The organism is Cyclobacterium sp. SOCE241 (assembly GCF_056867545.1).
In genome coordinates this window covers 4771169-4784080 of sequence record NZ_CP149779.1, presented here as the reverse complement: position 1 = coordinate 4784080, position 12912 = coordinate 4771169, and the positions used below count along the sequence as shown (strand labels likewise).

The following is a 12912-nucleotide window of genomic DNA, read 5'->3' as shown; positions in this document are numbered from 1 at the left end:
GATCTCCATCAATTAAAAAGCATAAAGGTCAATTTCTGCAATTTCTTTTTGGTTCCTAATTAATTTCACTCTTCGCATACTACCGTTGGTATTTGGCCCTCCGGCAGCATACAACGCATTAAAGACATTACTAAAAGCACTAAGGGTGAAAGTTCCTGGCAACCTTACCTCTCCAACTAAATTTACTTTAATAGTTCTAATGTTACCCAAGGTGATTTGCAAAAAGTATTGGGTTTGTTTCCTCTTAGCCCCGTATAATAGGTAGATAGCCTATTCCGAATTACTTTGCTTGCATCCTCTATCGTTAAGCCTGAAACACTGATGGGGCCGATATTTTCTAATATAATTTGGCCCTCCGCAGTTATCGAAGCTTGGTAATAGGTTTCAGATTGTCCATAAATATCGATGTTCACCTCATCTCCTGGGCCTAAAATATAGTTCCTTGGGGTAGCCAAATTTAAATTAGGCTCAAAAGTTAATCTTCTTGTTTTGTTGTAAAAAAGATCCATCCCAAAATAGGGTTGCTCTTCTGAAGACAACTTATCCAAATCAGTTTGGGGAGAAATCATTCCTTGAGTAATTTCATTGAACTCCATTTGTCTTCTAGGACTTCTAGAGGGAGACTCAGAAGAATTCTTTCCATCATAGGACCCCATAAGCACCAAACCTTCCAACCTTTCCTTAAGCTTATCTACCTCTGACGAAGGAAGCCCTCTAAGTTGAGCCATTTGCAACAGCTCGGCCTCAGTGAATCCTGCTTCAGATGCTCTATTAACCAATTGCTCCAATTGTTGGTCTGACAAATCATCTACATTTATTGAGGAAATGTCCTCCAATGACTGAGGCAAAGCCACATGGGACAACATGATCAATAGAAAAAAAATCGCATAGTGGAACCAATGGTGATTCACAAGTCTTTTAGAAATCATATCCAATTTATTTTTGGTGGCTATACAGCTTCGCCACATTACCCACACCTATTTATGACATGAATAATTAAGGTTATTCATAATATTTACCGTAAAGCAACTGTAAAGATAATTATTCCTTGCTTTAAGGGACAATCTTTGCGCATTAAAGGCATAATAAAAAATATAATATATCATGCTCCAAGTTAAAGAACTGAAACATCTGATGTTAAGATTAAAAAAGGCTCATAAAAAACGGAGAGATGGGGAGCTTCGACCGTTGAAAAAATATTTTACAAAAAATGCCGAAACCTTACGGTCTCGGCATAAAATAATCCAAACCCTATATTACGGTAACATTACTTTATCAATAACATGAATCACACCGTTGGTAGCATGAATATTAATCAAATCTGTATTTAGACCGGCTTCCTCTATATTTAATTCTCCTAAATCCACCGTTAAGGTATTGTTCGAAAGCAGCGTAGGAAGTTCAGCTCCATCTCTCAAATCTTGAGAAAACGCTCTGGCTGGAACCACATGATACATTAGCACATTTTCTAAGGTTTCTAAAGGAATTTCCTCAAATCCATCAACATTTAAATCGTCATAAAGTTGTTGAAAAGCTGCATCAGTTGGGGCAAAAACTGTTAAATCATCCGCTATTCCTCCATTTACTGCATCCACTAAATTAGCTCTTGTTAATGCGCCAACGAGCTGAGTAAACTCAGGACTTGCCTCTTGTGTATAACCGGTAGCTATTTCTGCAATGGACATGGTCGGCTTCATGATCACTTGATTAATTACGTGAATGATTCCATTAGACGCCTCTAAATCAGTTTCTGTAACTTCAGCGTGGCCATTGATCCAAACTTTACCATCAGGGTCTATGCTAATGTAAAATGGAGCCCCTTCTAAAGATGTTACCTTACCACTACTTACGGCTGAAGATGGTATTTCCGTAGGTACCACGTGATACATCAATACATTCTTAAGATCATCCACTGCAACACCATCTACGTCAGTTATTCCCGCATCGATAAAGGCTTGATCAGTTGGAGCAAAAACTGTAATTGCACCATCAGCACTTAAAGCATCAGTTAATTCTGCCCTCTGACCAGCATCCACCAAAGTGGAGAATCGGTTATCACTTTGTGCAAGCTCAACAATATTTTTATCATCCGATTCCATTGGCACCTGATCATCCTCTGAACAACTTGAGGATATAAAAACCGTCCCGAAAAAAACAGTCCTAATAATTTTTGATTTCCTTTAATTATTGAATTCATCATTTTAATTGGTTTAGTTATTGTTGGTTTAATTGATTTGAAACCAAACACATAGACTTTAAAAAAGTTTAATTTTTTTAAAAATTATTTTCACAAATCCAGCTGAAGGACATGCTTCCAAGAATTTGCTGTTTTCAGTAAATAGTTGAAAATGATCAAACCTAAACAATTGACAAAAACGAGTGAAAGAAGTAATAATTTGAAAAATTTGGGCCGCAAAACATTCGTTACTAAAAATGAAAATTAAGGTGATTAATTATTAAAACTGCTACTCTTACCTTGTATTTGAAAAGTTACATATATTGATTGTTATGCCTAACTTTGTAAATATGATACGATTCAAATTCTTATTTCCCGGATTACTCTATTTAACCTTCTCTTTTGGTTGCAAGCCATCCAATAAAGAATGTGAAGTTCCTACAGGGTATGAGGAAAACTTAACTTCCATTAACATCCAAAGAATGGAAGGGCTATTTTTTGAAGAACTAAGTAAAGAAAAGATGCTGGAGAACTTGGAAGCTTACCCTCAATTCTCCAAAGCCATGTTCGCTAATATGGGTTTTGAAAACCAAGAGCAACTTGCTGAGGAATTACTATTGATTCATCAAGATAGCGGAATGGTAGAATTGTATCAAGAGGTACAAACGTATTTTGGGGACATTAGCAAGATTAAAGAGGATTTAGAAGTTGCATTTGCAGGTATAAAATACCATTACCCTGATTATACAATTCCTTCAATTTATACATTCGTAAGTGGTTTTGGTAGTGACCTTATTATCACTGAAGAAGTGATTATCATCGGACTGGACTATTTCCTACCCAATGACCATAAATTTCAACCGGTAGATTTACCTAATTATATTCTAAGAAGGTACAATAGCGCCCATCTAGTACCAATGATTATTACGGCTATATCCACCCAGTTTAATAAAACCAAGCTTTCTGACAATAGTTTATTGGCAGAAATGATTTTCTATGGAAAGTCATATCATTTTACCAAAACCATGATGCCTTGTACTGCTGATGAGTTTATTATTGGCTATGAAACTGGTGAAATACTTGGAAGCTATGCCAATGAGGAAATGATATGGGGTCACTTTATTGAGAATGAATTGCTTTTTGAAACCAACCCTTTTATAATAAGGAAATATACAGGTGAAGCTCCATTTACGGACGAGATAAGTCCAGATGCCCCCGGCAGAATAGGAAGATGGATAGGCTGGAATATAGTAGACGATTATCTAGCAAATAATGGCATAACTCTTCCGGAATTAATGGAACAAGATGATGCCAGATTGATTTTTAAAGAATCAGGATATAAACCTAGAAGACCCTAATAAATTACTAAACCGGGGGTGTCAACAATAGTTATTCCCTTGTAAAGGAAAGAAAATAACTTATTCATGTCCGTATTTTTATTTTTTTAAGCCCAAAAAAGCATGAAGCTTTTCTTGAACAAAATTTTTGTCAAATTTAGTCTCAGCAATTCTCCGCGAATTGCGACTCATCTGATAGTATTGGTCTAAATTTTTCCTTAAATGTTCGATATTTTCAACCAACAATTCATGATCCTCTACAGGATGGAAAAGGCCTATTTTTTCTATTTCAATAAGGTCATAAATCCAGCCTTTAAAGTTAACGATCACAGGTAAACCCATTGCCAAAGCATCAAAAAATTTATTCGGACTACTATTTTCCAAGACTTTTAATGGAAGGAAGGAAATATAAGCAAAGTCTGCTTTATCCAACTGCGCTTTAACTGCATTTTTATCTCCAAAAGGCACAAAAATTACATTGGACAGCTTTAAACTTGAAACCTTCATTTTTAATTCACTCAGTGCATTTCCGCTACCCATTAATTCAAACCTCCATTTCTTACCTAAAGATTGGGCTACAAACGCCAACTCCAAAAAGTTGTCCAAGCCATTGACTTTACCAATTGCTCCTGCATACGATATTCGCAAGGGCTGTTTATCAAAATCCCTTCCATTCCATTTTTTTTGATTTGGATTAAAAAATTCATTGTTTGAAAAATTGGGTATAAGGGCTATCTTTTTATCCGGAAACAAATCCTTGATATAATGTTGAATTCCTGGAGATAAGGCCACAATATTATCTGCTTCTCTATAAATGCCTGCCTCCATTTTATACAAAAACTTCCTTATGAAAGGATTATTGATCTTTAAAACCTGGACAGGTGCTTCAGGCCATAGGTCCCTTACCTCAAAAACATAAGGTATTCCATATTTCTTTTTCGCCCAAACCCCAATCCAGCCAGTGGTCAACGGAGTAGAGGAAATATAAAACAAATCAGGTTTAGCTAACTCATTGATTAACCTTTTAGCTTTTTTATAAAAATCGTAAAATGCCATGACCCTTTGTCTGGTAGAGTAGGTTGACAAATAAGGCACGGGAAGGTAATGTACTATCACTTCCCCATCTTTTCTACGTATATATTGATTCTTATTGTGTGCAGTGATCAGCTCCACCTTCACTCCCACTTTCGTCAATCCCTGAGAAAGGTGGTAGGACCTTATTGCCCCCCTTGTTCTGGGGTCAGATAATATTGATGGATATAAATTATTCTCATTGAGCATTTAAATTGATCCAATCTGAAAGTAAAAACACATTGAATAAAAGCAAATAATTGTTGTGAATGTGTTTTTCAGGATGTTTAAACAATGGTTGCCATTCTTGAGCAACAAAATTGCCATATTTTTCCCCAAAAGCGATAACGGATGAATTCAATTTATTTCTAAAAGCCGAATGATTCATATACCATTCAAGAATGGGGAGACCAAACCCTTTTTTCTCCCTATTAGCAATGGTTTCCAAGCCTTCTTTTACCAATGTCTCTTTGATCCATGATTTGGCTGGAATGCTCAATAATAGCTCTTCACTCATGGAATCACTTAATTTTATTAAGCCCCAATCTAGAAATGGAGCTCTTCCCTCAATCCCGTGAGCCATGCATGCGTTGTCATGAATTTTCAACAAATCGTGTACCAAATAAAGGTTTTGGTCATAGGCCAATGCATTTTTAAAATCCCTTCCGGCGAAAGGATAAATTTTCTTTAAACTCATTCCCAACTCTTCAGGAACGGGATTAAGTGCTGCAAAATTTATAAAAGTTCGTGAAGGGTCAGTATGGATGCTTTTTAAGAACTTTTGGTAGCTTCTAGACCACAAGGGTACATGCTTTAGCAAGCTTGAAATATTTTGCCACAATTGAGGGTGCTTTAGATAGGCTTTAAAAGCTTTGTGTCTATTATAGCCTGCAAATAACTCATCAGCCCCTACGCCACTTACCAGTACTTTTACCTGTTTTCTGGCTTCTTTAGCTAAGGCCCAGGTTAAATAGCTCGCACTATCTCCTACGGGATGATCCAATTGAGCAATATATTCCTCCCAAGTATCTAGAAAATAATCCGGCCCAATTTTGATTTCTTGATTCCCACCACCCATGGTTTTGGTCAAGTTAGCTGCGTACTTTGCATCTGATGAACGCTTGCCCTTTGCCATTTCAAACCCGATGGTATAGGATGGCAATGGTACACCTGTTTCCTTGTACCAAATATGATACAAAAGTGAACTATCAGCTCCTCCACTCAAGATCATTCCTACAGGCACTTCAGCAGTGAAATGGGTAAGGACTGCTTCGGTTAGCCGCTGTTTAAATACTGTTTGATCCGGAACTGTTTCCTTTTCCCCTGAACGCTGATGGGTAGGGATTTTTAATTGGCTTATATTTTGACCATCTAAATCAAACTTCAATACTTGCCCCGGTAATAACTCCTTAATTTCCTTAAAAATGAATTGGTTGGTAAAGATGTCCTCAAATACCAAAAAGGCACAATTTGATCTGTATCAAAACCTTTTTTACCCCCCCGGCCTTTAACAGGCAATTTACCTCAGATGAGCACAAAAGCTTATTTTCACCCTGATAAAAATACAACGATTTCATCCCCACAGGGTCTCTGGCCAAAATAATTTCACTGCTTTTTAGATCTACAAAAACAAGGGCGAACATTCCTTCAATCGCTGCAATCCCCTTTGTCCCTTTCTCTTTTAACCAATGAAACAAAACCTCTCCATCTGAGCGAGTTTTAAAAACAACCCCTTCTTCCAACAGTTGATTTTTTAAGTCTTGGTAATTGTATAAAAACCCATTCCACGACAAAAAAGCGTTTTGCTCCTGATTGGATATAGGCTGATTGGCTTCATCTCTCAGGTCCGAAATTTTCAATCTATTGGAGGCTAGAAATATTCCTCTTCTGATCCTAATTACCTCCGCATGGTCCGGTCCTCGATGGGTACAGCTTTCAACCATCTTAGTTATGGCAACATCATCTTTTGCAGATGAATCAACCAGTAAATGAACACCGCACATTATTTGACAGAGGTTTTCTTATTTAGCCCTTCCTCAAATGCTATTTTGTCCCGGTTTTTCTCATAATACCTACAAATAGCGGTAATTGTACATTCATTACATTTTGGTTTTCTGGCCAGACAAACGTACCTACCATGTAGGATTAACCAATGATGTGCCTTATGAATGACCTCTTTTGGAAGATGTTTAACTAAATCTTTTTCTACTTCTAAGGGGGTTTTTACTTTTTGAGCGACCAAACCAAGTCTTTTCGAAACCCTGAAAACATGCGTATCTACTGCCATATTGGGTTGGTTCCATACTACACTGGTAATTACATTGGCTGTCTTCCTTCCTACTCCGGGTAGTTTTATAAGTTCATTTACCGTGTCCGGCACTTCAGAATTAAAGTCCTCTACCAGCATTTTCCCTAAACCTAAGAGATGTTTGGTTTTGTTATTGGGGTAGGAAACTGTTTTAATATAGGGAAATAATTCATCAAAATTACTTGCTGCCAAATGTTCAGGACTTGGGAAATCCCTAAAAAGCGCAGGTGTTACCATGTTAATTCTTTTATCTGTGCACTGCGCACTAAGCACTACAGCAATAAGCAGTTGGAATGTCGACTCAAATTTCAACTCTGTTTCAGCCACAGGCATATTTTCGGAAAAATGTTCGACAAAAGCCTTGTACCGCTTTTTTTAACATGATTGTATTCTTTTAATTCCCGTAATATTCAACTGTCTTCAAGTTTACTATATGGACAGGTATCAGGTCTACAACAAGACCCAAATAGTTAATCGTAAAGATAAATTAAGGTAAAGCCGATCTTGGTTTATAACGCATGCTCAAGCTACTGAGAATTTGCAAAACCAATTCAGGTTACAAAATAGCAACACATCGGGTCAGTCTGCAACTAATCTGATCACTTTGTTGTCACAATTAAGCTTTGGGATTTACAATAGAGGGCTAAACTTTTCAGTGTTTCCATTACCCATTTACAAATCAAGGTCTGTTCCCTCCTGAGATTAACTCTACTTTGGGAAATTAAAAAGTGGGAACTATTGTATGCTAAGAAAATATTTCTGAGGTAGAACATCAAGACCTTCCAGAAGAAATTTTTTAGCAAAAAAATCCTGTCGTTTAAATCAACGACAGGAAAATAAGTTTGTTGGTGTTAAACTTTTTCCAGTCCTTTGGACCGGGCCTTTTTCTTAATGGCGTTAATAATGCTTTCGGAAGGTTCGGTGGAGAGTACGTTTAATTTTTCAATTGTGCTCAGCAAATTTATGTACTCTTGCATTAGCTGTTGGTCACCCTGCAAGATTTGCATCAATTGATCGTTCTCCTCTTCCTCCATTTCCTGATAAATATACCTTATCAGGTCATTTGTCGTAAAAGATTTGGTCATAGGCAATATTTATTTGTTTGAGTTTCTTTCGTAAATTGATAAGGGCATATCGCATCCTTCCTAGGGCAGTATTTATACTGACTCCAGTTTGTTCTGCAATTTCCTGAAAGCTTAAATCCATGTAATGCCTCATGATTAACACTTGCTTTTGGCTTTCAGGTAATTCTTCAATCAACTGCCTAACCAAGGCATAGGTCTCATCTTTTACTTTTACATCCTCTACATTCTGTTCGGCAAAATGTAAAGTATTAAATACGTTTGATCCATCCTCCATTACCACCATGGGATAGCGTTTCATTTTTCTAAAATGATCTATAGCTAAATTATGCGCAATACGCATCAACCATGGTTGAAATTTACCCTCTTCATTATAACGATCAGAATTGAGGGTCTGAACTACTTTTACAAATACATCTTGTAATAAATCTTCAGCAACTCCTTGCTCCTTAACTATCATCAAAATTGTAGTGTAGACTTTGGTTTTGTACTTATCAACCAACCTTTCAAAGGCAATCTCACTACCATTTCTATACTGTGAAATTAATTCACTGTCTTTAGGTCCTACCCTTATACTCATAAAACAGATATTTAAATAACGTAGAGTTTTATCCCATATTGTGGAGTTAATAGTCAAACATCAATTGCCTTCTTTTCAAATGTATAGAATCACTTAGGAATACGCAATTATTTTGTACTTTTTTATATTTAATAGCACAATAAAAATCATAAGACAGAAGAATATATCTTTTGTTAAAAAATAAACCAAACACTCTATTGCACCATTATGTGGTTTCTAAAAAAATAACAATTAAAGTACCAAAAATGATAGGATAGGAAATTATTCACTTTCCTGGCTGGTTTTTTTCCCAAAGCCTTTTGCTAGGAGACTATAGATAGTCCCTACTAAACCTAAAAATCCACTGATATATGCAGAAGTCTCATTCAATATATTGGGGTCATAGAAGCTAATTAATGCAATGCATATTAAAACAAAGCTGAAAACTGCTGCTTGTATCATTTTAGCATTACCGGATCTGCTTTCGTCTTGCTTAAACCTTGCCACTTCTTCTTCACTGATGAACACACAAACAAAATTCCTAAAACTCTCCGAGAATAATACAAGTCGGTCCATTGCCGGATTCATCTTGACTATCCCTTTTTGAATTAAGGTGGTCATGGTCTCCTTGTTGAAAAAATTAATAAACCCTTCTGTGGCATAGTTATAAACCATCTTTCTTTCCTTTAAACTTAACTCTGTCCAAATGTTCATATAATAGGCTTTATTGTGTCGCTGAATAGCCAAAACACATTTTTCATACCTTTCTTGAGAAAGTGGCAATTCTAACTCATCTCTTGAAATCTCCTCAGTGATAAGGGATGCAATGGCTTTGGCATTGGGACCATAGGCTATTTCTCTGGCTAAGTCATGTGTTTTCTCATCATTGAATAAAACACTCCTCATTCGTTGACCATAACTTTCTTTGGATTCCTCATCTATGAATTTAGCCTCTGCGCCAACAAAGGGTAAGGTGATTTTCTGATTATCAAAGTCAATAGGGACATATTGGAAAAGGTAATCCGAAAAAATTTCAGTAATTAGTAGCTTTGACTGTTTAGACATTTCATTTGGTAAAATCTCTTGTAGGGGTCTTCCGGATGTTACGAAAAGCCCCAAGCCTTTTCTTCCATAGTTTTTTTGAAAAGCAATCATTGTACTCAATAAGGTATTGGTATCTTCCAGGCAATGAAAGTTTTCTAAAATCACTCCTTTGTGAATAGGCTTTATTTCAGGCATCTCCATCTCTTCACCTCTTGAGAGACTCACCAATAACACTTCTTCAGATTGCCACCCAAATTGCTGCAATACCCAATCTCTGGATTTAGCAGCGTCTACTCCAATGACAAAGCTATTATCCTGTTTTTCCACTCCCTCGGGAAGCAAGCCGAAAGCATTGGTAAAGTGATAATCGATGAGATATATTTTATTCCCTAAAACCATTATCATTTTAAAGAGCCAAATAAGCACAAGAAACAAAACCATTAAAAAAAGACGTTGGAGCAAATGGCATCCCATAAGTTTGACTTCTCTGAAGAAATATTGGGTTTGGTGTTGAATGCTTTTATCAACGCTTGATTTGGTGCTGCAATAAAATTGGTTATCAATTCATCATCTTGATTAGAAAATCTTCCAAAGTTATTCCTTCTAAACTCTTCATGAATTTTAATCAAATCCATATAAAAAGGTGGTAGACTATCTATGGTTTCTTCAGGCAATTTCATTTGTATTAGTGAATCAGCCATCACCCCATTCTGTTCCGTAATATCCTCCATTTCACTTACATAATTCCAAATAATTTTTTCTTGGTTAAATATTTGCCTGTGAATAAAATAACCGGGTAAAAACCCTACAATCATCAGCCACAGAAGAAGGTTAATGGCAAATACACGCTTGTCTACCGGGGCACCTGTTAACCTTATCCAAAACTGAGTAAAAGCTCGGTGCAGCTTGAATAGGGTTTTGGTCCTGTCCCACTTACTAAAGCGGACTGTAGGAAACTTAGGTGTTTGGTACAGGTAATAGCATAATACCTGCATCGCCGCAATTAGAAATATAAAGAATAGGGTGAGTATAAAATACTGAGTACCCACCTGACTTAAAAACGTAAAATAAGCCAATATTGAAGCCAAAACTACCCAGAGCAAGCATGCCATTACTAAAAAGGCATTGATATTTTTCTTACCATCATCCTTTCCAACTGTCGCCAGAAGAAGAAAATTACAAGTACCAGATTGAATGGCAAACAATGCAGACCATAGGTAAATCTTAAAAATGCTTAATGGAAGAAAAAGATAAATTCCAATAAACAAAATCACGTCTAGCAATAGTATAGTATTGAGCCATAAAAACCGAAGTCTCTTTCTCGGAGATGGACTATACCAAGCAAAGGAGAAATCTTCAAAGGATAGATAGATGCTTGATTTTCGGGTAACAAGCGTGAGCAAACCCAATAAAACTAAAACCAAAAGATAGGGTACAAAAACTGCAATTCCTTCAAGAGAGGCCAAGGAATTAAGCGCATGTTGTAAGTTGGTATCTTCCAAATAAAGTACCCAATTTTCAGTATTAAAGTATTCAGAGGAAATGGGACTCAACAAGGCTTGGTATTCATGTCCATTTACATAAATTGGGGTTTTCCACAATTTATCATCCCCGGCATTTTTATTGTTTTCTATAAGCGTCTTGATCTCCTGCCATTTTTCTTGCCCTATGCCATCTTGAAGATAATTGACAGGTGTATTGACTTTTTTGCTAATCAATAAAACCTTTCCATCGGGCTTGAAAATAAAAAACCTGTGGTTTTTACTAATCTTAGGCACAATAGCATCTAATTGAAAAGTCAAAGCAAATCCAACCCCCTTATCCTTTTTGCTTATCACACCTTCCAGCTCTCCTGTAGATTTGGAAGAATGGGCACTAATAAAATATTTTTCCTCTTTGACAGCCTTCAATTTTTGAACATAATCCCTGTTGGCTATTGAGATAAAGGGGAATATTCCAAAATCAATATTGTTTCTTGAACTATCCATCTTAGGAAGCAACATTCTGAGAATATTGCCCTCCAAATCAAATTTTAGAAACTCATTAATTTCTTTGTCATTATTAATCTCAACTTCAGACTGTTTTGTGTCTTCTATATTGTTACCGATTACTTCCTTGAAAATTTCGAGTTCATTTATCAATTGCTGAACTTCTAAATAAAAAGCAGACTTAACATTGTGAAGATTTCTTTCTGAGGCATATTCATTTTCATAGTTTTGAAAAAGGGAAAAGAAGAAGAACCCCGATATCACCATTACCATGATCAAGGAAAGCCCAAGGCCCATGACTCTCTTCTTCGTCAATACATCTCCGTCTCCTAAATTAAAAATACTAATAACCGGAATTGAGACAAAAATCAAGGTCAAAAGTGTGATGAAAGCACTCAAAATTTTAAAATTGATTTTAAGCGCAACTCGTTCAAATCGAGATTTTTCTTTGGCTCCAAGCAAATAGAAAACCTGGTTTCCAATCATTGCAGGTGAGAGAAAGGCTTTGTATTCGTTCCCTGATATTTTCAACCCCAATTCTCTTTCCCCTACAGTCTGTTTGTGGCTCAATGAATCTACATTTACCACAGGCAAACCTGCCACCCCCTTTGGATAGATGGCCATGCCTGATTGATCCAAAATAAAAAGCCGGTCAAAGAATAAACTCTGTACATTCCCCGCCATTAAATCGTTGATGGACACTGAATGGTCTACTTCAAAAGCTCTACCTGAAAATTTCTCCTGAGAAAGCGTGTTCGGAAGCTTCTCTTCTATATTTCTCTTTAAGGAAATGAAATCCAATGTTGGCAGGTTTCCATCTTTTGTTTTGTCATTTAAAAAAAACCTGAAACCTTTGACTTTTACTCGGTATGATGTGTCTTTATGAATAAGTGCAATTCCATCTTTGGCAAAAAGTTGTGGCTCCGGTCTTTCGTCTGCTTTAAAATTATGAATTTTTTCTACACCAAACTTTGGGGCCTTATCAAACATTTCCACCATAGGAGATGCGGCTTTTTGACCGTCTTTTGCCGCCCAGGCATAAAAGTTCCTTTTAAAATACCCTTCCAATTGCACATGGTAGTTAAAAAAGGAATCCAAAAAATTTTGTTTGACCAAGTAGATGGCTTTTATACCTTGCGACTCTAACTGGTTTTGGTTTGTTTGAGAATGCTGGTATAAATAGGCACCTATTAAAAGCATGATGCCAAAGATGAAAATCCAAACGCGTAAATCCCTGAATTTCACTTGAAGAGGTGTTGGTTAATTGATTATAAAATATTAAACAATTTAATCAATCCCCCTTAAGATCAAAACTTTAATTCTGTAAAAATCAAAATTAATACTACT

The 12912-nt window shown here is 36.4% G+C and carries 11 protein-coding genes and 1 pseudogene; 1 reads left to right on the top strand and 11 read right to left on the bottom strand.

Features of this window, described 5'->3' with window-relative positions:
* Positions 1–12: 12 nt before the first annotated feature.
* The 3 genes from WG932_RS24280 to WG932_RS24270 form a co-directional block, all read right to left on the bottom strand.
* Positions 13–210 carry a polysaccharide biosynthesis/export family protein gene (locus tag WG932_RS24280; RefSeq protein ID WP_483085699.1) on the bottom strand — a complete coding sequence of 66 codons (198 nt, stop codon included), beginning with the start codon at positions 208–210 and terminating at the stop codon, positions 13–15.
* Positions 183–929, bottom strand: a complete 747-nt coding sequence (locus WG932_RS24275) for a polysaccharide biosynthesis/export family protein (RefSeq protein WP_483085698.1) — start codon at positions 927–929, stop codon at positions 183–185. Before WG932_RS24275 ends, WG932_RS24280 begins: the two co-directional genes overlap by 28 nt.
* Positions 930–1256: 327 nt before the next feature.
* On the bottom strand, positions 1257–2099 hold the full coding sequence (locus WG932_RS24270; protein ID WP_483085697.1) for a fasciclin domain-containing protein: 843 nt from the start codon (positions 2097–2099) through the stop codon (positions 1257–1259).
* A 427-nt stretch (positions 2100–2526) separates the two neighbouring features.
* Here WG932_RS24270 and gldB point away from each other — a divergent pair, with 427 nt between their 5' ends.
* The gene (gene gldB, locus WG932_RS24265) at positions 2527–3534 is read left to right on the top strand and encodes a gliding motility lipoprotein GldB (RefSeq protein WP_483085696.1); all 1008 of its coding nucleotides are present in this window, start codon (positions 2527–2529) and stop codon (positions 3532–3534) included.
* 78 nt (positions 3535–3612) lie between these two features.
* On the opposite strand, the gene WG932_RS24260 is transcribed toward gldB, so the two are convergent.
* The 8 genes and pseudogenes from WG932_RS24260 to WG932_RS24225 all read right to left on the bottom strand — a co-directional run bounded on the left by WG932_RS24260 (position 3613) and on the right by WG932_RS24225 (position 12810).
* A complete protein-coding gene (locus WG932_RS24260) occupies positions 3613–4794 on the bottom strand; it encodes a glycosyltransferase family 4 protein (RefSeq protein ID WP_483085695.1) in 1182 nt (393 codons plus the stop codon).
* The gene (locus WG932_RS24255; RefSeq protein WP_483085694.1) at positions 4784–6043 is read right to left on the bottom strand and encodes an asparagine synthetase B family protein; all 1260 of its coding nucleotides are present in this window, start codon (positions 6041–6043) and stop codon (positions 4784–4786) included. Before WG932_RS24255 ends, WG932_RS24260 begins: the two co-directional genes overlap by 11 nt.
* Positions 6033–6587: a hypothetical protein gene (locus WG932_RS24250; protein ID WP_483085693.1), complete on the bottom strand. Its 555-nt coding sequence runs from the start codon at positions 6585–6587 to the stop codon at positions 6033–6035. Before WG932_RS24250 ends, WG932_RS24255 begins: the two co-directional genes overlap by 11 nt.
* Positions 6587–7267 (bottom strand): annotated as a pseudogene (gene nth / locus WG932_RS24245) (endonuclease III); the annotation flags it as partial. The pseudogene nth and the gene WG932_RS24250, both read right to left, overlap by 1 nt.
* 476 nt (positions 7268–7743) lie before the next feature.
* A complete protein-coding gene (locus WG932_RS24240; RefSeq protein WP_014020347.1) occupies positions 7744–7977 on the bottom strand; it encodes a hypothetical protein in 234 nt (77 codons plus the stop codon).
* On the bottom strand, positions 7952–8554 hold the full coding sequence (locus tag WG932_RS24235) for an RNA polymerase sigma factor (protein ID WP_014020346.1): 603 nt from the start codon (positions 8552–8554) through the stop codon (positions 7952–7954). Before WG932_RS24235 ends, WG932_RS24240 begins: the two co-directional genes overlap by 26 nt.
* 261 nt (positions 8555–8815) lie before the next feature.
* A complete protein-coding gene (locus WG932_RS24230) occupies positions 8816–9976 on the bottom strand; it encodes a hypothetical protein (protein ID WP_483085692.1) in 1161 nt (386 codons plus the stop codon).
* A 41-nt stretch (positions 9977–10017) separates the two neighbouring features.
* Entirely contained in the window at positions 10018–12810 is a 2793-nt protein-coding gene (locus WG932_RS24225) for a hypothetical protein (RefSeq protein ID WP_483085691.1), read from the bottom strand.
* Positions 12811–12912: the final 102 nt, after the last annotated feature.